This window comes from Mesobacillus subterraneus (assembly GCF_003937825.1).
Taxonomy (GTDB): domain Bacteria; phylum Bacillota; class Bacilli; order Bacillales; family Cytobacillaceae; genus Mesobacillus; species Mesobacillus subterraneus.
Window position 1 is genome coordinate 12,906 of the sequence record NZ_RSFW01000015.1, and the last position, 20,880, is coordinate 33,785.

Below are 20,880 nucleotides of genomic sequence, written 5' to 3' on the forward strand. Positions count from 1 at the left end.
GGGAGGCAAAAATGGAAATCGTCTATTTTTTACTTGGTGTGCTGCTGATTGGCAGCTTCCTTTTATTATATATGTACAGGCAGGCATTTACAGACAGAGTCTTGAGACAGGAAATCCGGTTCAAGGATTTTCCTCCGAGTTTCGGATCGGTGAAGATTTTCTTCATTTCAGATATCCACAAGAGGATCATTTCCGATTCAATCATAAATGAAGCAAAAGGAAATGCCGATATCGTTATCATTGGAGGAGACTTGGCAGAAAAAGGGGTTTCGCTTGAACAGGTTGCGGCAAACATTGAAAAATTGAAAACCATTGCCCCTGTATTTTTCGTATGGGGAAATAATGATTACGAATTTAACGTACATGAACTCGATCAGCTACTATACCATACAGGAGTCAAGGTCCTGGATAATACGGCGGTAAAGTTTGAATCCAGGGCCGGTGATCCATTGTTTATCTTGGGTGTTGATGATTATGGAACTGAAAAGAGCAGGCTGGATCTCGCATTGAAGGATGCAGGAGAGGAAGGGTTTAAAATACTGATCAGCCATAGTCCCTTTATCGTTAAGGACTTTGGTGAAGGACATGGTATCAGCCTTGTCCTCAGCGGCCACACACATGGGGGGCAAATCAGGATATTCGGCTTTGGCCCATATGAATTAGGCGGAATCAAAAAAAAGAATGGTACGACAGTACTGACAAGCAATGGTTACGGAACTACTGGCGTGCCGTTGAGATTAGGAGCAAAAGCGGAGGCGCATCTCATCACTTTGCTGCCGGAAACCGAAGGAGCAGATTGAAGTTTTACAACGAGAGAACAGTATATTTATAATCGGTAGTGTATGGAAGTAACGGAGGAATGAGGATGGGAAACGGCGAGGGGAAATTTAATATCAAAGCAGTGTCCAATATGCTTGGAATCCAGCCTGGGACATTAAGGGCCTGGGAAAGAAGATACCAGATGATCGCTCCTGTCAGGAATGAATCCGGCCACCGTTTGTATACAGATGAACATGTGAAAACCTTGAGGTGGCTGATTTCAAAGGTGAATGAAGGCTTTACGATCAGCCAGGCTGTTTCTTTGCTGGAGAATACCTCACCGCCTTTTGAGACTGCTGAATTGCCAAAAAGGGACATCCTTGAAGAGATGAGGGACAAGCTGCTGGCCGCTCTTCTTGATTTTAACGGCTCAAAAGCTCATGAGCTAGTCAATGAGGCCTTTGGTTTATATACGATTGACAAGACTGTTATCGATTTATTGGGTCCGATCCTGATTAAGGTAGGCGATTTATGGGAAGAGGGTAGTATAACGACTGCACATGAGCATTTTGCTTCTTCATTTTTACGTTCCAGAATTGAGGGTTTGTCAAATTCCATCCCACACAGTTCGTTCCTTCCGAAGGCCATCGCGGTTTGCGGTCCGGGAGAGAGACATGAACTGGGGCTGTTGATCTTCACGATGTACCTGAGGCGTAAAGGATTTGAAGTCGTCTTTCTCGGCACTAGCCTTGCGGAGGATGATCTGGAAGTAGTGGTTGATAAGGTGAAACCAAAATTCCTCTTCTTATCCTGCACACTTGAAGAAAACAGGCCGGCAACCCTGGAGCTAGCAGATAGGATGACAAAGGACTATCCGCAGCTCTCCATTGGGTTGGGAGGCATAGGAATTGATTCCATCCCGGACCACGAGCGACAGGAGTACAAGGAACTCATTGTCGGCTTGACGAGGATGGAATGGGAAAATTGGCTGAAAAAGCGCATTGATTCATTGAAATAACTCACCAACCTGCAATATTTTCATAAACTAAAACAAGAGCTTCGTCGATGGCAGGGGGCATGATTATGCGCTTGGAACGCTTAACAAACAATAAAATAAAAATTTTCCTGACAATAGATGACCTCTCTGACAGGGGATTGACTAAGGAGGATATTTGGAAGGATTCCCTTAAGTGGCATCAGCTTTTTCACGATATGCTAGAAGAAGCCAGCGAAGAATTTGACTTGGACATCATCGGGTCTGTCGCTGTCGAGATATTTTCTTTGCAAGCACAGGGTATGGTGATGATTGTCACGATGATCGAACAGGATGAAGATGAAGAGCAATTTGATGATGGCATTATTGAAATGCAGGTCACGGTTGACGGTATAGAGGATATACTGTTTGAATTCGATAATATCGAAGACGTAATCCAGCTGGCCAACCGGCTAAGCCATGCCGGCATCGCCGGGGGAAGCTTGCATTTCATGAACAATCGCTATTATCTGCTTATGAATGGAATACGACCGGAAGAGGCGGATAAAACAGTGTCTCTTATGGCGGAATATGGAGTTCCTTCCATCTTGAGCATCCATCGATTGCTCGAATATGGCAAGGAGATTATGGAAGAACGCGCAGTCGAAACGCTAATCCATTATTTTAAATAATAATGGATTAGAGCTTCGGCTTTTTTATTTGGGAGGGATATATTATGCAGGTGGTGATTGTTGTTCCTGACTCGAAAATCAACAACTAAAAGAAACAGATAAACAGCAGGGAATGTCTTATTATTCAGTCAATTTATTCATAAGGCAATAGTGATAAGGACTTGGTTGGTAGCGTTTACATTCAATAATCAAAAAATGCGGAAAACTGTTTTTTTCTTCTTGCATAAAATAACCAAAGGTGTATACTAATCCATGAAAGCAGACAACATCCGCAAAAGTGATTTAGGAGGTTTATCAATGGTAGCCGCAAACGGTAATGAAAATCCAAATAAAGAAGACAAACATGACGTCTTACGATCTACACAAACTGTTATTCACAAGGCTTTGGAAAAACTCGGATACCCAGATGAGGTTTTTGAGCTTTTAAAGGAGCCGCTCAGGATGATGACAGTGAAAATTCCTGTCAGAATGGATGACGGATCTGTTAAAGTCTTTACTGGCTACCGGGCGCAGCACAATGATGCAGTGGGTCCAACAAAGGGAGGAATACGTTTCCATCCAAACGTAACGGAGAAAGAAGTAAAAGCCTTATCAATCTGGATGAGCTTGAAATGTGGCATTGTCGATCTGCCGTACGGCGGTGGTAAAGGCGGGATCGTTTGCGATCCTCGTGATATGTCATTCAGGGAACTGGAAAGATTGAGCCGAGGTTATGTCCGCGCGATCAGCCAGATCGTAGGACCAACAAAGGATATCCCGGCACCTGATGTTTTCACAAACTCTCAGATTATGGCTTGGATGATGGATGAATACAGCCGTATTGATGAATTTAACTCTCCAGGATTCATTACAGGCAAGCCGCTGGTACTCGGTGGTTCACATGGTCGTGAATCAGCAACCGCAAAAGGGGTTACGATTTGTATCCGCGAAGCAGCGAAGAAAAAGGGAATTGAGCTGGAAGGCGCAAGAGTCGTTGTACAGGGATTTGGTAATGCAGGAAGCTATCTGGCCAAGTTCATGCATGATGCTGGTGCGAAGATCATTGGAATTTCAGATGCATACGGTGCTCTCCATGATCCCGATGGGCTTGATGTCGATTACTTGCTGGACCGACGCGACAGTTTTGGAACAGTAACTAAATTATTCAATAATACACTTACAAATAAAGAATTATTGGAACTGGATTGTGACATCCTTGTTCCGGCAGCGATTGAGAACCAGATTACGGAAGAAAATGCCCACAACATCAGGGCAAGCATCGTTGTTGAAGCCGCTAACGGACCAACAACGCTGGAAGCGACCGAAATCCTTACAGAACGCGGCATCCTGCTTGTGCCGGATGTACTCGCTTCTGCGGGCGGCGTAACAGTTTCTTACTTTGAATGGGTTCAAAATAACCAGGGTTATTACTGGACTGAAGAAGAAGTCGAGGAAAAACTTGAAAAGGTTATGGTCAAATCTTTTGACAACATTTATGAGACTGCCCAAACCCGTAGAGTAGACATGCGTCTTGCTGCATACATGGTCGGTGTCAGAAAAATGGCTGAAGCCAGCCGCTTCAGAGGCTGGATTTAAGTACCTGGTCTGGTGGCCATACAGGAATAAAGGGTTCTTCATTGAATCTTAAGAAAAAATCCCCTATCATACAATGGATAGGGGTTTTTTCTATTCCCTTTGAAATGGAATTGCTATCCAGATCCATCAACAATATGTTTCCTATTGATCCATAAGGAGTGAGTTTGCATAGATGAATAAGGAAGAAATCGTCATAGTGGGCGGAGGGCCATGTGGTTTGGCAGCTGCAATTGCCCTGAAGAGACATGGTAAAAATCCCTTGATTATTGAAAAAGGCAATATTGTGAATGCGATTTATCATTATCCGACACACCAGACTTTTTTCAGCAGCAGTGAAAAGCTAGCAATCGGTGATGTGCCATTCATTACCGAGAACCACAAACCTAAACGGAATCAGGCACTTGTGTACTACCGTGAAGTTGTCAAAAGAGAAGGGTTGCGGATCAATAAATTTGAAAAGGTAACTAATGTTGCAAAAAAAGGCGATGCCGGCTTTATAGTCACAACCGATAAACTTCAATACTCATCTGAGAATGTCATCATTGCTACAGGGTATTATGACCATCCTAACAATATGGGGATACCAGGGGAATCATTGCCAAAAGTATCACACTATTTTAAAGAGGCCCACCCGTTTTTTGATCTTGATGTAGCAGTCATTGGCGGGAAAAACTCCAGTGTCGATGCAGCTATTGAATTGGTTAAGGCTGGAGCGAGAGTTACCGTGCTTTACCGAGGTTCCGAATATTCACCGAGCATCAAGCCGTGGGTGCTTCCGGAGTTTGAAGCGCTAGTCAAGACGGGGATGGTGAATATGGTATTTAATGCTGTGGTAACAGAGATTACCGAGGAATCGATTATATATGAAAGAGAAGGTCAGTCTGAAAAGCTGAAAAATGACTATGTCTTTGCAATGACTGGCTATCGCCCAGACCATGCGTTTCTTAAAAAAATGGGTGTTTTAATCGAGGAGGAAACAGGTCGGCCACATTTTAACCCTGATACAATGGAAACGAATGTGCCGGGCATCTTCATCGCTGGAGTAATAGCCGCAGGAAACAATGCGAATGAAATTTTCATTGAAAATGGACGGTTCCATGGAGGCCTGATTGCAGAAGCTATTGCGAATAGTAACCAAGGATAAAAAAAGGCTGACTCAAAAGGTTGAATAACTTAACCTGTGAGTCGCCTTTTCTCTTGTATTATCCAGTTTTTAGGTTTGTGTTAATTTTTTTTCATTAACTAACAGTCAAGAGGTTGTCTCAAAAGATAAAACTTTTGGGCAACCTCCTGTTTTTTGGTAGTTTGAAATTCGATCCGATGATTTCCGTTCCATGCGCTTCGCTTTCCGCGGGCTGGAGGTGAGCCTCCTCGCCGCCGTTGGCGTCTGTGGGGTCTCACCTGTCCAGCTGATCCCGCAGGAGTCTTCGCGCCTTACACTCCAATCAACTCAGGTTTCTTGTTTCAACTTTTGTAAATGCAAAATAAAAACAACAAAATCCCTATTTTGTTATCCTTAACGAATTCATTCGAAAGAAGCCGCATTAAAAGAATTTTTAAATGATAACATATTTACTTTTTGGTTAAAACATGAACATTTCTTCTAATTCATCCATCCGGTTTGTATTTGCCAGGGCTACAAGCAGTTTAATCCGGGCTTTTTGTCCATTTAATCCATTGGAGAATATGACGCCTAGCTCCTTAAGGTGCTTGCCTCCTCCTTCGTAGCCGTATATATCCTGAACGATTCCGGCGTAGCTGCGGGAGACGATCACAACAGGGATATTGTTCTTGATGAATTCTGTAACTCCCTCGAGTGCAGAAGGCGGGAGGTTGCCTTGTCCCAGTGCTTCGATGACGATGCCATCGACCTCCATGGAAAGCATCGCTTTAAGGAGGGAAGAATCCATCCCGGCATGCGCTTTTAACAAATGTACCTTTTTATCGATAACCTGGACGGGATATGTTTCGTGCTTTGTTGGAGTATGATGGAAAAGCACACCCCTTTTTGTTACGATCCCGATAGGCCCATACTGGGGACTCTGGAATGTGGATATATTGCTTGTGTGTGTTTTGGTCACGTTCAAGGCAGTATGGATTTCATCGTTAAGGACTACGAGGACACCTTGTCCCCTCGCATCCTCGCTGGAGGCCACTCTTATAGACGAAATTAAATTGTAAAGGCCGTCCGATCCAATTTCATTGCTGGACCTCATTGCTCCTGTGACTACTACCGGGAAACTTGCCTGGCAAGTAAGGTCAAGGAAATAAGCCGTTTCTTCCAGCGTATCAGTTCCGTGAGTGATGACAGCTCCATCAATGTTTCCTTGCTGATCATATTCTTCAAGCAGGAGTTTTAACTTCATCATCTCTTTTTGGGTGATATGTGGTGATGGCAGATTGAATGGCTCCTCGACGTGAAGGTTGGCAAGGCTGGAAAGTAGCTCAGTCCCCTGGGTCAGGGGATTTTTTTCACCGGGTTTGACTGCCCCGCTTGTGTCCTCACTCATAGATATAGTCCCGCCTGTATGAATCAATAAAATATTTTTCTTCATGTTGAATACCTCCAAAAAGACCAGTGAGAAAGAAGAATAATCCATTTTCTTTCTTCTAATTACATGATACGATTAAAGAAACGAATTGAAAAGAGGACAGCATATGCTGGGAATAGTTACTGCCGGTCTGGCACCTGGTCTGGCGTTATTAAGCTATTTTTACTTGAAGGACCAATACGGTTCAGAGCCCCTTTCTTTAGTGTTCAAAATGTTCATTTTCGGCGCGCTTCTTGTATTCCCGCTCATGTTCATTCAATACGTCCTGTCTGCAGAAGGAATCCTCCAGGGGAATTTTGCGAAAGCCTTTGGGTCAGTTGGCTTGTTGGAAGAATTCTTTAAGTGGTTTATCTTATACTACACGATTTTTCAGCATATTTCCTTTGATGAACCATATGATGGGATTATTTACAGTGTATCCGTCTCGCTGGGGTTTGCATCGGCAGAGAATATACTTTATCTAGTTGCAAACGGAGTGCAGGATGCAATTGGAAGGGCACTGCTTCCAGTCTCCAGCCACGCACTTTTTGGAGTCATCATGGGGTACTATATTGGAAAGGCAAAGTTTTCAGCTGGTTCACCAAAAAAATGGGTATTGCTTTCGTTAAGCGTCCCCGTCCTGCTCCATGGAGTGTATGACTTCATTCTGATGACAAGGGAAGACTGGATGATTTTGATGATTCCATTCATGATTTTCCTGTGGTGGCTCGGTCTGAGAAAAGTAAAGAAAGCCAGGGTGCTGACACTGCAGCACATCGAAAAACAATACACTATATAAAAAACTCTTCATTTATAAAAAATGGAGGGTTTTTTTGTTTTATGGAATAAAAGACAGCACTTAACAAAAAATAGGTTTAATCTTATAAGTTTACATCTTGGGGGTTGCATTAGATGAAAAATTTTCGGTCAATCTTGAAAGTATTAGCCTCAATGGCGCTGATTTTATCTTTCGCGCATTTCAGCGAGGTTGATCAGCGTGCTGAAGCGTTTACTGATCAGGTTTTGCAGCATGGTGCTGTAGGTGAGGATGTCAATGAACTACAATCACGACTCAAACATATTGGCTTTTATACCGGGAAAGTTGATGGTGTATTCGGCTGGGGGACCTATTGGGCTCTTAGAAACTTCCAATATGAATTCGGCCTGAAGGTCGACGGGGTTGCCGGGTGGCAAACAAAGATTAAGCTTACGAAAGCCACGCCTAATGCCAAGATTTATTGGGGCGGTGAAACGGCCGGAGGTGGAAAAACTGGAGGAGGAACAACAGGAGGCGGAACCGCGGGTGGCGGAGCTACCGCTAAGCCTGCGGCACCTAAACCTGCTGCAACGGCAACAAATACGCCGAATGGTTTTTCTCAGAATGACATCCAGCTAATGGCGAATGCAGTTTATGGAGAGGCAAGAGGTGAACCATATACAGGGCAGGTAGCTGTAGCGGCGGTCATCTTGAACCGTTTGGACAGCGCAACCTTCCCGAATACGGTATCAGGGGTCATCTTCGAACCAAGGGCCTTCACTGCTGTTGCGGATGGCCAGATATGGCTTACACCAAATGAAACTGCAAGAAAAGCTGTCCTTGATGCGATCAATGGATGGGATCCTACTGGCAATGCTTTATATTACTTTAATCCCGATACTGCCACAAGCGCATGGATTTGGACGCGACCACAGATCAAAAAGATCGGAAAACATATTTTTTGTAAATAGGGGTGAGTTAATATGCTAAGAGGAATAGCCATAGCCATCCTGGTGATCGGAATAGCAGGAACTGCATTCTGGGGTTACCAGGAGCACAGGGAAAAGACAGCCGTACTCATTAACGCGGAAAATAATTACCAAAGAGCCTTCCATGACTTGACATATCAAATGGATTTGCTGAATGACAAGATTGGAACGACGCTTGCGATGAATTCGAGAAGCTCATTATCACCACAGCTGGCAGAGGTATGGAAGATCACTTCGCAGGCACATAGTGATGTTGGACAGCTTCCTTTGACTCTTTTACCCTTCAATAAAACAGAAGAGTTCCTAGCGAATATCGGAAACTTCAGTTATAAGACAGCCGTTCGAGATCTGGACAAAGAACCACTGAACGACAAGGAATATGAAACATTGAAGACGTTATATCAACAATCCGGAGAAATTCAGCAGGACCTTAGAAAAGTTCAGCATATGGTTTTGGAGAACAATTTGAGATGGATGGATGTAGAACTTGCCCTGGCAACAGAAAAAGGGCAATCGGATAATACCATCATAGATGGCTTCAAAACGGTAGAAAAAACAGTGGAAAGTTATACAGAGACTGATTTTGGCCCAGCTGCTGTCAATTTGCAAAAGAAAGACGAAAACTTTGAAAAGCTTCCTGGCAAAAACATTTCGAAAGAAGAAGCGGTCCGGATCACCAGGAATTATGCGCCTGTAAAGAACGGCGGCGAAGTCAGGGTGACAGAAAACGGCAAGGGATCAAATTATGGATTCTATAGCGTTTCTATCAAGGATCCGGGAACAAAGCTTGAAGCGAACATGGATATTACCAAGAAAGGCGGATATCCTGTCTGGTTCTTGCTTGACAGAGAGGTAAATAAGCAAAAGATTAGTTTAAATGATGCATCGAATAAGGCGATAAGCTTCTTGAAGGAACACGATTTTGAGGGCCTTGATCTTTTTGAAAGCGCGCAATACGATAATATTGGGGTCTTTACTTTCGTGGCGGTCCAAGACGACGTTAGAATCTATCCTGATGCAATTAATATGAAAGTGGCTTTGGACAATGGAGAAATAATCGGCTTTTCTGCGGAGGATTACTTAAAATCTCATAAGGCGAGAGAAATTCCTCAGCCGGGAATTACCATCGAAGAAGCAAAGAAAAAGGTAAATCCTAACCTTAAGATTATGGACCAGAAAAAAGCCATCATTATGAACGACTTAAATGAAGAAGTGTTATGCCATGAATTCTCAGGGGTCCTCGGTGAGGACACCTTCAGAATCTATATCAATGCTGAAGATGGAACAGAAGAGAAAGTGGAAAAATTGCAGAATGCAGAACCGATATATGAAGATGTTGTATGAGGAGAGCATAACGCTTTCCTCTTCTTTTTTTCGTAAAAGGGTAAAAAGGCTGGGTAGGTATAAAGTTATATGTTCTGTTAAATTAATCCATAAGCTTCTATTGCCATCGTCGATTATCCCGTGTCATAATAATCTCGAGGACTTTCAACAGAGCCTCTAAATAAGAAGGCCATTAATTAAAAAGTAAAGAGAACGTTGTTGTAAGAAAATTTTCCTGTAAATAATGTGAACAGAACCGATAAAAAGATATATGGAAAAATCCTGGAGGGCTTGAATGCCAATATTATCTGGCACGTTCAGATCATAAATATGCCATAGATACAATAAAGGGGAAGTAGGCTAGCTATGATAAAAATCGGCAATATGATTGTTTTGGAACATAAATACTCTGAAAGTTATGAGCAATATAAATGCAAACTTGTTGAACAGAGAGGCAATGATCTATATATTGATTATCCTGTAAATACAAGTACCAATCGTACTGTCTTCCTATTGGAAGGAACTCCTTTGAAGGCTACTTTCACAACCGAATCTGGTATTAATTATTTCTTTGAGACTGAAGTAAAGGGCAGGGTTAAGCTCAATATTCCGATGGTGATTCTTTCCTATCCCGGGAAAGATCATCTCATTAAGGTTCAGCGCAGGCAATTCGTGAGGGTTGAGACGTCTGTTGACGTAGCTGTGCATTCGGCGAAAGGAGAATTCGTCCCTTTCACTACTGTTACTGATGATATCAGTGCCGGCGGGGCCGCGCTGTTAATTGACAAGAGCAGCAGTTTAAAGCAGGGGATGGAGCTCGATTGCTGGTTAGCTCTGCCGATGCAAAATGGCGAGAATGAATATCGGAAATTCCGTGGCACAATCGTAAGGATCATCGAAGGGCAGGGACATATGAATAAAGCATCCGTCCAATTCTATGATTCTTCCGGTACTGACCGCCAACTGCTGTTGCGATTCTGTTTTGAACGACAGCTGGCAATGAAGAAAAAAGGACTTCCGGTATAGATGGAATAAATCCCCTTATTTGCTCCAATAATAGAAAAAAAACTATAAATGGGAGCATTACCAATGAAAACCTTTGAAAGAATATTAATTAAGATTGCGATCATCCAATTTGTCTTCCTCATCATTGCCCAATTGTTTTTTCACCAATTCAATGCTTTTCCGGAGTTGAAGCAGATTACGCAATATGAGGGAGTCACAGACAACAATCATTCTGAAGTACTGAACACGATAAGAAGCAAAGAGTAAGCGGGTGTAGAGCCTGCTTATTTTTGTTTAGCGGAGATCTGAGATAAAAAGATAAACTTTTGAAAAACTGCCTTAAAAAAAGAAAGGATAGAAGAGGATTAAATCACTTTTGTGTTAAAATATAAAAGAATAAAGCTTTTTTCGTAAACAATAGATGTTCCATAAATCAGGAACGAACACGAAGAATGCCAAGAATAATCAGATACAGCAAGGAGTGCCAAGAGGAATTATGACAAAAAGAATATCGATTGCGATAGATGGTCCTGCGGCTGCAGGTAAAAGTACGGTTGCGAAGATTTTAGCCGAGAAACTAACGTATATATACATTGATACCGGAGCCATGTACCGTGCGCTTACATACAAGGCTATAAATCAGGGGATCAGCCTGGATGACGAGGCGGATTTATTGAATATCCTTAATGAGACAACTATTGAGTTAATGCCGGGAGAAGCGGGGCAAAAGGTGTTTTTGGATGGCCAGGAAGTTACCGGCGAAATCAGGAGTGCAGAGGTAACGAACCAGGTATCCTTTGTGGCGATCCATGAACAAGTCAGAAAAGAAATGGTCAAGCGTCAGCAGCTCTTTGCCAGGAATGGCGGAGTTGTCATGGATGGCAGGGATATCGGAACCCATGTACTGCCAAATGCAGAGGTAAAGGTATTCCTGCTGGCCAGCGTCGAGGAAAGAGCTCAGCGAAGGCATGCTGAAAACATCCAGAAAGGGTTCCCTTCAGATTTGGAAAAGCTGAAAGAAGAGATTGCAACACGGGACAAGATTGACTCTGAACGGGAAGTCGCACCTCTTAAAAAAGCTGAGGATGCTGTTGAGATTGATACGACATCGCTGTCCATCGAAGATGTAGTTGGAAAAATCCTCGCATTGGCGCTTGAAAGGATCGGGTGAAATTGACGTTTTATTCATTCGCTAGAAATGTCGTAAATACTGTTTTAAAACCAATTTACAGGATTGAAGTCATTGGCAGGGAGAATGTACCTGCCGATGGCGGTGTCCTGCTGTGTGCCAATCATATTGATAACCTGGATCCGCCAGTGGTGGGTATCACTGCGCCACGGCCAGTATATTTCATGGCTAAGGCGGAGCTTTTTTCCGTTCCGGTACTTGGGAAAATTGTTCCTCACTTGAATGCATTCCCTGTAAAGCGAGGAATGAGCGACAGGGAAGCCCTAAGAAAGGGCCTTGCAATTTTGAAGGATGGAAATGTTTTAGGATTGTTTCCAGAGGGAACAAGAAGCAAGACAGGGGAAATAGGAAAGGGTCTCGCAGGAGCAGGCTTCTTTGCTCTTCGTTCTGAAGCACATGTCGTACCTTGCGCAATCATTGGTCCTTATAAAGCATTCAACAAGCTGAAGGTTGTTTATGGAAAGCCTATTGATATGGCATCGATTAAAGAAAAAAAGCTGAATGCCGAGGAGACAACGGATTTTATCATGGGTGAAATCCAGAAGTTGATCAACCAATTTAAGTAATGTTTCTTGCTTGACAAAAATGCCTGTTTGTAAGAAGTTATTAAGAAGAGATATTTTTAGAATTTTCACTTAGTATCTAAATTATGGTGTTTTCTAAGTGGCGATTAATGCCACAAAGCATATATTTTGCAGCAGTCATGGATTAAGGAGGAGTACATATGTCAGAAGATATGAACCAAATCGAGGTAAAGAATTTTGAGGCTGGAGACCGCGTCAGAGGCCAGGTAACAAAGGTGGAAGAAAAGCAAGTTTTGGTAGATATTGAAGGCAGCAAGCTGGATGGTATCATTCCAATCAGTGAACTATCAAGCCTTCATGTTGAAAAAGCCGAAGATGCTGTTTCTGTAGGCGATGAACTCGAGCTGGAAGTCCAAAAAGTAGAAGAGGAAGCTTTAATTCTTTCAAAGAGAAAAGTAGATGCTGAAAAAGCCTGGGAAGAACTGAAAGGGAAATTCGAAAGCGGAGAAGTTTTCGAAGCAGAAGTCAAAGATGTCGTAAAAGGCGGTCTGGTAGTAGACCTGGGCGTCCGCGGCTTCGTTCCTGCTTCCCTTGTAGAATCTCACTTTGTCGAGGATTTTACAGATTATAAAGGGAAATCACTAAGCTTTAAGATTGTCGAGCTGGAACAAGAGAAAAATCGTCTCATTCTTTCACACCGCGCCGTCGTGGAAGAAGAGCAGGGCAAGAAAAAGCAGGATCTTCTTGCTGCTATCCAGCCAGGCCAGGTAATCGAAGGTACTGTCCAAAGAATCACTGACTTTGGTGCATTCGTTGATATCGGCGGAGTCGATGGTCTTGTCCATATTTCACAGCTTTCCCATGAGCATGTGGAAAAGCCATCAGATGTTGTCCAGGAAGGGCAGCAGGTAAAGGTGAAAGTCCTGAGTGTGGATCGCGACAATGAGCGCATTTCTCTTTCCATCAAAGAAACATTGCCTGGACCTTGGTCTGACATTGATGAAAAAGCACCAAAGGGAAGCACACTAGAAGGAACAGTGAAGCGCCTTGTATCTTATGGTGCGTTTGTTGAAGTTTTCCCAGGTGTTGAAGGGCTTGTGCATATCTCGCAAATCTCTCACAAACATATCGGCACACCGCATGAAGTTCTTTCAGAAGGGCAGACTGTAAAAGTAAAGGTGCTGGATGTAAATAAGGCTGACCAAAGATTATCCCTTAGCATGAAGGAGTTCGAGGAAAGAGAATCGAATGAAGCAATCGATTACGAGCTTCCGGAAGAATCAAAAGGCTTCAGCCTTGGTGATATGATTGGAGACAAGCTTAAGAATCTGAAACAGTAATGGTGATAAATGGTGTCAAGATCAAAAAGGAAATGGGATCATATCCAATATGCCCTTGAAACAGGCCAGAAAAGGCTGACAGGTTTTGACGATATTAAGTTTGTGCACCAAAGCTTGCCTGGTTCGAATCTTGATTCAGTTAAATTGCAGACTAAAATTGGCGAACTTTCTTTAAGTTCGCCAATTTTTATAAATGCAATGACGGGCGGCGGCGGGGAGAGAACCTATCGTATAAACCGGGAACTGGCAATAGCCGCTAGAGAAACAGAAACTGCGATTGCAGTAGGTTCACAGATGTCAGCGCTGAAGGATCCTTCCGAGCGCAAAAGTTATCAGGTAGTGAGAGAAATGAATCCGAAAGGAATCATCCTTGCCAACTTGGGCAGCGAAGCAACGGTCGATCAGGCAAAAAAAGCAGTTGAAATGATCGAAGCAAGTGGCTTGCAGATTCACTTGAATGTCATCCAGGAACTGACGATGCCGGAGGGTGACAGGAACTTCCAAGGTGCAATTGAACGAATTGCGGAAATTGCACATAGTGCAGGTGTGCCAGTGATCGTCAAAGAGGTTGGGTTTGGAATAAGTTCTGAAACGGCAGTTGAGCTCTATTCTGCAGGAATTCGCCATCTGGATGTAGGGGGATTTGGCGGCACGAATTTTGCTGCTATTGAGAATAAACGCAGGGAGCGCTTTCTGGGATTCTTTGAAGACTGGGGTATCCCTACGGCAGCATCGATCATTGAAACGAAAACAGCTTGCCGGGAACTTGCGGTTATAGCCTCAGGTGGAATTCAGACGAGTGCTGACATAGTGAAAGCTCTTGCTCTAGGTGCCGATGCTGCTGCTTTGGCGGGTTTTTTATTAAAGGTCCTGATGGAACAAGGAACAGACGGATTGATTGAAGAAATTGAAACAGTAAAAAATGAAATAGCCATTCTTATGGCGGCCTTAGGAGTCCATGAGCCTGAAGGTCTCCAAAAAGTCCCGCTGGTAGTATCCGGGGATACGTATCATTGGCTTAACCAGAGAGGGATCGATCCCTCCGCATTTGCCCAAAGGTAAACTTTAATTTTTCAAAAATCATGATAATAAAAGCCCTCTGCATGTTTCGTGCAGGGGGCTTTTTGTACTGGCTACAATAAATAACTGAATGGTGCCTTGTGAAGAATATTCCGCTTAGCTATACTTGCCATCGTTTAAAGAGCGAGCCTCTTCAGGGCTTTGCAATTTGGTTGCCCCAGGATAATGCAATGCTTGATCGCGGTCAGATTCCACTCGGCCGCTCTTTTTAAGTTTTTTTTCCTGTCTGTCTCTTCCCATATCCAGACCTCCTAATGTGGTTATATCCCGTGGATTCTTGCTATCTCATTCATCCATTTACTCAGTTTTTCCGGACCCATGAGGATAAAGTGATGCAGAAGCAAATATCACGGGAAAAGTTTGAAAAAAGCGGTTGCGAATGAGCCGTGGCTGGTGGTTATCCATTCTTTAAATTACGGTCATTACCCAGAAAGATTCCTTCCGCTTTTTCTTAACATGGAACAGGTAAAAAAGTTTATGCAAAAAAGATTAAATTACATAAGCAATTCCCATAATGGAAATGATAGGAGGGGTTGAATGGAAGGGATTTATTTTTATTGGCTGGCCTGGATAAGCTGGGTCTGGACAACTTTTATGATGGATAAAAACCATCCATTAAGGCATAGTCTATCTTTCTTTATTTTGTCCGTGATCCTTTTGGCACCATTTGAAGTTGAGTTTCTGATGGGGGAATATAGCTTAGCTGCTTTCGGAATTGCCTTGTTCCTGTTTTTTTCCACACAGCGAAAAAAAACGGGCTCGTTTCTGTATCTGTTCTTATCTTCATTCATCATTATGCTGGCTTATACGAGTTTTTTAATGTTCGAATTGTTCGATCCCATCTGGGTCTTATTCGACCGTAAAATCATGCTGGGAGCATTGGGATTCTATTTAGCAGTCCTTTTGCATAAGGACAGGCATAACCGCTTGTTATCCTTGATTTCAGGCTTTTTGCTGGGGGACATTATGTATTCGGTGATATTAGCCAAATTTCATTTCCCATATCCTGTTGCGTCACTCGCTTTTTTGGACATCCTGTTTATATCTTTGGCAATGCTTGTATTATGGTCAGCGGTTGAAACTGTGATTTCCTTTATGTCAAAAAATACAATAACCCACGCAGAAGGAGAGGAACAAAAAACATCATGAATGAATACACACTGCCAATTGTTTTTGGGCTCATGACAGGGACGCTGACAAGGTTATCTATGCTTAGGACGGATTACAGACAATATCCAACGTACCTGCACGGGAAGATTATCCATGTTGCCCTTGGTTTTATTGCAGCTGGCCTTGGAACAGTGGCAGGACCTGCGATAATGGAAGAGGAGTTCACGGCCATTACCTTCCTGACTCTTGCTGCTTCACAGTTCAGGGAAGTCAGGAATATGGAAAGAAATACGCTTACCGAATTGGACAGCTATGAGCTTGTTTCCAGAGGGAAAACATACATAGAAGGAATTGCGATCGCTTTTGAAAGCCGAAATTATCTCGTCATTTTCACTTCACTCATCAGTACTCTTGCTTATCTGATCTTCAATATATGGGTGGGGATCATTGCTGCTATAGCAGCGCTGCTGATTTCCCATAGACTCATGTCTGGCGGAAAGCTGAAGGATCTTGTTGAAATTGAATATATAGAGCCGAGATTTGATGGTGCCGGCCTGTATGTAGATAATATTTATATCATGAATATTGGGCTGCCCGAAAGGCAGAAAGAAGTCTTGCGTTATGGGATGGGGTTTATTTTAAAACCAAAAAATATGAACGCCCGTACAACGATTGCGAACCTGGGCCAAAGGCAGGCCGTTCTGCATGATTTATCGACGGCTCTTGGGGTATATCGGGATTCCGGGACCCCCGCCCTGGTCCCTTTGGCTAAGAGAGATCTTGATGATGGCCGAGTTGGCATATTTGTGCTCCCTCAGGAACGGGATATTGAACGTGCGATTACGGTTATTGGTGATGTCCCAACACTTGAGAATGCGATCAGGATGCCTTCAGAGAAGAAAAACAATGAAGGAGGTGCGGGTGCATGATGCTCGAGAAATTCGTCCTTGCCGCCGTAACCACCAACCCCAAGAAAGTCCCTTCCGGAACGGCCGTTTTCCATTGTGATTCAAAGGAGGAAATGGAAACGGTGGCCGCAAATCTTGAAGCCATCCTGGATGGAATTGCCCACGCGCTGACCGAGGAGCTTTTGATCATCGTAAAACATTGACATTAAATGTTTTCGTTGCCTGATTACGGCATCTTTTGATAAACTGATTAAGCCAGACCCTTCTGTATACCAAGAAGGGTTTATTTTATAAGCGTCCTCCTCGTGAGTGACCTGAAATTAACGATGAAAACATGGAAAGTTTGAAATGGTTATGGCCAGGTCTGTGACCTGCATTAATAGAATTTGAAAGGGTGAAGTTCATGACGAAACCAGTGGTAGCAATCGTTGGACGTCCGAATGTCGGCAAGTCTACGATTTTTAACCGAATCGTTGGTGAACGTATTTCGATCGTTGAAGATATTCCGGGAGTAACGAGAGATCGTATATACAGTTCGGCTGAATGGCTGACACATGACTTTAATATTATTGATACTGGGGGAATTGATTTAGGAGACGAGCCATTCCTGGACCAAATCCGCCAGCAGGCAGAAATTGCGATTGACGAAGCGGATGTGATCATTTTTATTGTCAACGGCAGAGAAGGTGTTACCTCTGCTGACGAGGAAGTGGCAAAAATCCTTTACCGCTCCAAAAAACCTGTCGTACTTGCAGTAAATAAGATTGACAATCCGGAAATGAGAGAAATGATTTATGACTTTTATTCTCTCGGATTCGGCGAACCGATGCCAATTTCAGGATCGCACGGACTGGGGCTTGGAGATTTGCTTGATGAAGCGGCCAAGCACTTCCCGCAAGCTAAGGAAGATGAGTATGATAAAGACGCCATTAAGTTCTCGCTGATCGGCCGTCCGAATGTTGGCAAGTCCTCCCTGGTGAATGCCATCCTTGGTGAGGAACGGGTCATTGTCAGTGATATTGCCGGCACGACGAGAGATGCGATTGATTCCCAGGTTACATATGACGGCCAAAAGTACGTCATTATCGATACGGCCGGGATGCGCAAAAAAGGCAAAGTATATGAAACCACTGAAAAATATAGTGTATTGAGGGCGTTAAGGGCAATTGAACGCTCTGATGTCGTCCTTGTGGTCATCAATGCAGAAGAAGGCATCATTGAACAGGACAAGCATATTGCGGGTTACGCTGAAGAAGCGGGCAGAGCTGTGATCATTGTCGTCAATAAGTGGGATGCCATCGAGAAAGATGAGAAAACGATGAAGGAGTTCGAAGAAAAAATCCGGGCGCATTTCCAATTCCTTAGCTATGCGCCAATCGTATTCCTGTCTGCCAAAACAAAGAAACGGATCCATACCTTGATGCCAATGATCAATTTGGCGAGCGAGAACCATGCAATGAGGGTTCAAACGAATATCCTCAATGAAGTGATCATGGACGCAATAGCCATGAACCCAACACCGACGGATAAAGGAAAGAGGCTGAAGATCTACTACGCAACCCAGGTTTCAGTTAAGCCGCCTACGTTTGTTGTATTTGTAAACGAGCCTGAATTGATGCACTTTTCCTATGAGCGATTCCTCGAGAACAGAATCAGGGATGCATTTGACTTTACAGGAACACCGATCAAGATTTTCGCAAGACAAAGAAAATAAGGTAAAGGTTGTGGTTTGAATGGAAAGGAAGAGGGAGAAAGTAGCTGTTATTGGTGCTGGAAGCTGGGGTACAGCTTTGGCAATGGTCCTCGCTGACAATGGCCATGAGGTGCGTTTATGGGGGCATAACCCTGTCCAAATTGATGAGATCAATCAACAACATACCAACAAGAAATATCTTCCTGAAATTGCCCTGCCTGAAACCATCATTGGTTATTCTTCTTTGAAAGAGGCCGTGGAAGGCATCAAGACTGTGATCATGGCTGTACCAACCAAGGCCATCAGGGAAGTAATCAGAAGTATGTCTGAAGTCACCTCGGAACCTATGGTAGTAGTGCATGTGAGCAAAGGAATCGAGCCGGATTCCTTGCTGCGTATTTCTGAAATGATCGAAGAAGAAATGCCTGCGGACCTTCTTGACAGTGTCGTGGTCCTCTCCGGGCCGAGCCATGCGGAAGAGGTCAGTCTCCGCCACCCGACAACGGTTACTGTTTCATCAAAAAACATGGAAGAAGCAGAAAAAATCCAGGATCTGTTCATCAACAACAATTTCAGGGTATATACAAACCCGGATCTGGTTGGAGTGGAAATTGGCGGTGCGCTAAAAAATATTATCGCACTGGCAGCTGGGATTTCGGATGGTCTTGGCTATGGAGATAATGCCAAGGCTGCCTTGATCACAAGGGGATTGGCTGAAATAGCCAGGCTGGGAGTCAAGATGGGTGCCAGTCCTTTGACCTTCTCCGGATTGACTGGGATTGGTGATTTAATCGTGACTTGTACGAGTGTCCACTCAAGGAACTGGCGTGCAGGAAATCTTCTCGGCAGGGGACAGAATCTGGAGGAAGTCCTTGAGAACATGGGAATGGTCGTTGAAGGAGTCCGGACAACGAAAGCAGCTTACCAGCTTGCGGAGAAATACGAAGTCAATATGCCGATCACCAATGCTCTATACAATATTCTCTTTAACGGCATCAATCCAAAAGATGCAGTGGATGGGCTGATGTCAAGGGATAAAACCCATGAGATGGAAGATTTGGCTGATATTCTTGGAAGCAGGGACTAAAGAAAAAATTTTCTCAAGATTATTGCTGTCAATATAGGCATTCGAGGATGCGAGTTCGACCATGCTTGCATAAGATGCAACGAAGCAAACTGGTGGTTTGAACTGGGTGTTAGGGTATTTAGTCAATATAGGCTGAAGTAAAGTTGACCGCCCCTTCTTTACTTCAGCTTTTTTTTGCCCTGGACCGGCAAATATTTGTGCTAAAATTGCATTAGTACTGCTTGCTTATGTTATAATACTTCTCGGAAAAGGGAGGGGTTCAGTTTGTCACCCGCATTAATGAAAATGTATATATCTTTTTTTGGAATGGGCTGTATGATTGCATCATTGTTTGCGATTTACTTAAGCCGCTTCAAGCTGAAGGGATTTTTCAAAGTAGCGACGGCAATCATTGCCTACGTGTTGATGATCACAGCCGGGTTAATTATCTTTTTGGTTGTGTTCAGCGGCCCGACAAGTGAATAAAATACATAGGATTAAAGGGTTGGGGTCAATGAACAAAGTACGTTTTTACCTGTCAGTCATACTCGTTTTAGTGACATTGACTGGCTGTATGTATCCTGAAGAAAAACTTGTCCAGAATCAGGTGCCTTATAAAGACCAGCTTGACAGTGTTCAATCTGCTGTCAATCAATACAAGGAAGCGAATGGCGGACTCCTGCCAATCAAAACGAAAGATGCTGAGACACCGATTTATCAGAAGTATCCTATAGACTTCAAGAAGATTGTTCCAAGGTATCTTTCCGAAGCTCCCGGGAACGCCTATGAAAATGGCGGGCTGTTTCAGTATGTCCTGGTAGATGTGGAGACAAATCCTACAGTGAAGCTGCTTGATTTAAGAATGGCGGAAACAATCCGTGAAATAAAAATGAGGATCAATGCAACAGGCTATCCTCCGTACAAGGAAAAAATCGCGGATCATGTTTATACGATTGATTTCAAGAAAATAGGTTATAAAGAGGAGCCAGTGGTTACAAGTCCTTTCACGAACCAGAATCTGCACTTCATTCTCTCGACGGATGGGGAAATATATGTGGACTACAGAAGCGACCTGTACAGGGCACTGCAAAACTCTGATCGGGAGTTCAAGGAAGGCGAGGATATCCGCGGCCTCCTCGTTGACGGCTCCATGTTCGTCCCAGCCTATTCTCTGCCATATACCATTGACAAGTCTACTAAAGAGCCAGTGTTTTTAGCAAAATAGTCATAACCCTTCTTCTGCAAAATATATTGTAGAAGAAGGGTTATTTTTTTGCCTTTAAACAGAAATCAATTGTTCTCATAAAAGGGAATTGTAAGAGTCTTTATTTGTGAAATAAAAAAATTAAGGAGGTAAAAATATAAA

Annotated in this window: 23 protein-coding genes; 21 read left to right on the plus strand and 2 right to left on the minus strand. The window is 43.4% G+C overall.

From position 1 onward, the window contains the following. The first annotated feature begins 11 nt into the window (after positions 1 to 11). From EJA10_RS13780 to EJA10_RS13800, 5 genes are all read left to right on the plus strand, one after another. On the plus strand, positions 12 to 800 hold the full coding sequence (locus tag EJA10_RS13780) for a metallophosphoesterase (protein ID WP_211340576.1): 789 nt from the start codon (positions 12 to 14) through the stop codon (positions 798 to 800). A gap of 65 nt (positions 801 to 865) precedes the next feature. Beyond that, on the plus strand, positions 866 to 1,777 hold the full coding sequence (locus tag EJA10_RS13785; RefSeq protein ID WP_125480605.1) for a MerR family transcriptional regulator: 912 nt from the start codon (positions 866 to 868) through the stop codon (positions 1,775 to 1,777). A 65-nt stretch (positions 1,778 to 1,842) separates the two neighbouring features. Then, positions 1,843 to 2,424: a genetic competence negative regulator gene (locus tag EJA10_RS13790; RefSeq protein ID WP_125480606.1), complete on the plus strand. Its 582-nt coding sequence runs from the start codon at positions 1,843 to 1,845 to the stop codon at positions 2,422 to 2,424. Between the two features lie 297 nt (positions 2,425 to 2,721). Next, positions 2,722 to 3,999 carry a Glu/Leu/Phe/Val family dehydrogenase gene (locus EJA10_RS13795; protein WP_125480607.1) on the plus strand — a complete coding sequence of 426 codons (1,278 nt, stop codon included), beginning with the start codon at positions 2,722 to 2,724 and terminating at the stop codon, positions 3,997 to 3,999. 172 nt (positions 4,000 to 4,171) lie between these two features. Continuing rightward, the gene (locus EJA10_RS13800; RefSeq protein ID WP_125480608.1) at positions 4,172 to 5,143 is read left to right on the plus strand and encodes a YpdA family putative bacillithiol disulfide reductase; all 972 of its coding nucleotides are present in this window, start codon (positions 4,172 to 4,174) and stop codon (positions 5,141 to 5,143) included. Positions 5,144 to 5,582: 439 nt separating this feature from the next. Here the strand turns inward: EJA10_RS13800 and EJA10_RS13805 are convergent, their stop codons facing one another. Beyond that, on the minus strand, positions 5,583 to 6,554 hold the full coding sequence (locus tag EJA10_RS13805; RefSeq protein ID WP_125480609.1) for an asparaginase: 972 nt from the start codon (positions 6,552 to 6,554) through the stop codon (positions 5,583 to 5,585). Positions 6,555 to 6,657: 103 nt separating this feature from the next. On the opposite strand from EJA10_RS13805, the gene prsW reads away from it, so the two are divergent. The 9 genes from prsW to fni all read left to right on the plus strand — a co-directional run bounded on the left by prsW (position 6,658) and on the right by fni (position 14,719). Beyond that, positions 6,658 to 7,329, plus strand: a complete 672-nt coding sequence (gene prsW, locus EJA10_RS13810; protein WP_125480610.1) for a glutamic-type intramembrane protease PrsW — start codon at positions 6,658 to 6,660, stop codon at positions 7,327 to 7,329. A 113-nt stretch (positions 7,330 to 7,442) separates the two neighbouring features. Further along, positions 7,443 to 8,258, plus strand: a complete 816-nt coding sequence (gene sleB, locus EJA10_RS13815) for a spore cortex-lytic enzyme (RefSeq protein WP_125480611.1) — start codon at positions 7,443 to 7,445, stop codon at positions 8,256 to 8,258. A gap of 12 nt (positions 8,259 to 8,270) precedes the next feature. Beyond that, positions 8,271 to 9,620 carry a germination protein YpeB gene (gene ypeB / locus EJA10_RS13820; protein ID WP_125480612.1) on the plus strand — a complete coding sequence of 450 codons (1,350 nt, stop codon included), beginning with the start codon at positions 8,271 to 8,273 and terminating at the stop codon, positions 9,618 to 9,620. Positions 9,621 to 9,965: 345 nt separating this feature from the next. Next, positions 9,966 to 10,625, plus strand: a complete 660-nt coding sequence (locus tag EJA10_RS13825; RefSeq protein ID WP_125480613.1) for a flagellar brake protein — start codon at positions 9,966 to 9,968, stop codon at positions 10,623 to 10,625. Positions 10,626 to 10,688: 63 nt separating this feature from the next. After that, the gene (locus tag EJA10_RS13830) at positions 10,689 to 10,871 is read left to right on the plus strand and encodes a YpfB family protein (protein WP_125480614.1); all 183 of its coding nucleotides are present in this window, start codon (positions 10,689 to 10,691) and stop codon (positions 10,869 to 10,871) included. Between the two features lie 229 nt (positions 10,872 to 11,100). After that, positions 11,101 to 11,775, plus strand: a complete 675-nt coding sequence (gene cmk / locus EJA10_RS13835; protein WP_125480615.1) for a (d)CMP kinase — start codon at positions 11,101 to 11,103, stop codon at positions 11,773 to 11,775. 2 nt (positions 11,776 to 11,777) lie between these two features. Further along, positions 11,778 to 12,359 carry a lysophospholipid acyltransferase family protein gene (locus EJA10_RS13840; RefSeq protein WP_125480616.1) on the plus strand — a complete coding sequence of 194 codons (582 nt, stop codon included), beginning with the start codon at positions 11,778 to 11,780 and terminating at the stop codon, positions 12,357 to 12,359. Positions 12,360 to 12,517: 158 nt separating this feature from the next. Further along, the gene (rpsA, locus tag EJA10_RS13845; RefSeq protein ID WP_125480617.1) at positions 12,518 to 13,657 is read left to right on the plus strand and encodes a 30S ribosomal protein S1; all 1,140 of its coding nucleotides are present in this window, start codon (positions 12,518 to 12,520) and stop codon (positions 13,655 to 13,657) included. A gap of 12 nt (positions 13,658 to 13,669) precedes the next feature. After that, positions 13,670 to 14,719, plus strand: a complete 1,050-nt coding sequence (gene fni / locus EJA10_RS13850) for a type 2 isopentenyl-diphosphate Delta-isomerase (RefSeq protein WP_125480710.1) — start codon at positions 13,670 to 13,672, stop codon at positions 14,717 to 14,719. 114 nt (positions 14,720 to 14,833) lie between these two features. On the opposite strand, the gene EJA10_RS13855 is transcribed toward fni, so the two are convergent. Further along, entirely contained in the window at positions 14,834 to 14,977 is a 144-nt protein-coding gene (locus tag EJA10_RS13855; protein ID WP_125480618.1) for a YpzI family protein, read from the minus strand. A gap of 297 nt (positions 14,978 to 15,274) precedes the next feature. On the opposite strand from EJA10_RS13855, the gene EJA10_RS13860 reads away from it, so the two are divergent. The 7 genes from EJA10_RS13860 to EJA10_RS13890 all read left to right on the plus strand — a co-directional run bounded on the left by EJA10_RS13860 (position 15,275) and on the right by EJA10_RS13890 (position 20,739). Further along, positions 15,275 to 15,886 carry a YphA family membrane protein gene (locus EJA10_RS13860; RefSeq protein WP_125480619.1) on the plus strand — a complete coding sequence of 204 codons (612 nt, stop codon included), beginning with the start codon at positions 15,275 to 15,277 and terminating at the stop codon, positions 15,884 to 15,886. Further along, positions 15,883 to 16,776 (plus strand): YIEGIA family protein, encoded by an 894-nt coding sequence (locus tag EJA10_RS13865; RefSeq protein ID WP_125480620.1) that lies wholly within the window; start codon positions 15,883 to 15,885, stop codon positions 16,774 to 16,776. Before EJA10_RS13860 ends, EJA10_RS13865 begins: the two co-directional genes overlap by 4 nt. After that, positions 16,773 to 16,958 (plus strand): capping complex subunit for YIEGIA, encoded by a 186-nt coding sequence (locus EJA10_RS13870; protein WP_125480621.1) that lies wholly within the window; start codon positions 16,773 to 16,775, stop codon positions 16,956 to 16,958. Before EJA10_RS13865 ends, EJA10_RS13870 begins: the two co-directional genes overlap by 4 nt. Positions 16,959 to 17,158: 200 nt before the next feature. Continuing rightward, positions 17,159 to 18,469, plus strand: coding sequence for a ribosome biogenesis GTPase Der (gene der / locus EJA10_RS13875; RefSeq protein ID WP_125480622.1), 1,311 nt, complete (start codon positions 17,159 to 17,161; stop codon positions 18,467 to 18,469). 19 nt (positions 18,470 to 18,488) lie between these two features. Continuing rightward, on the plus strand, positions 18,489 to 19,535 hold the full coding sequence (locus EJA10_RS13880) for an NAD(P)H-dependent glycerol-3-phosphate dehydrogenase (protein WP_125480623.1): 1,047 nt from the start codon (positions 18,489 to 18,491) through the stop codon (positions 19,533 to 19,535). Positions 19,536 to 19,799: 264 nt separating this feature from the next. After that, positions 19,800 to 20,000, plus strand: coding sequence for a DUF2768 domain-containing protein (locus tag EJA10_RS13885; protein WP_125480624.1), 201 nt, complete (start codon positions 19,800 to 19,802; stop codon positions 19,998 to 20,000). A gap of 28 nt (positions 20,001 to 20,028) precedes the next feature. After that, positions 20,029 to 20,739, plus strand: coding sequence for a hypothetical protein (locus EJA10_RS13890; protein WP_125480625.1), 711 nt, complete (start codon positions 20,029 to 20,031; stop codon positions 20,737 to 20,739). Positions 20,740 to 20,880: the final 141 nt, after the last annotated feature.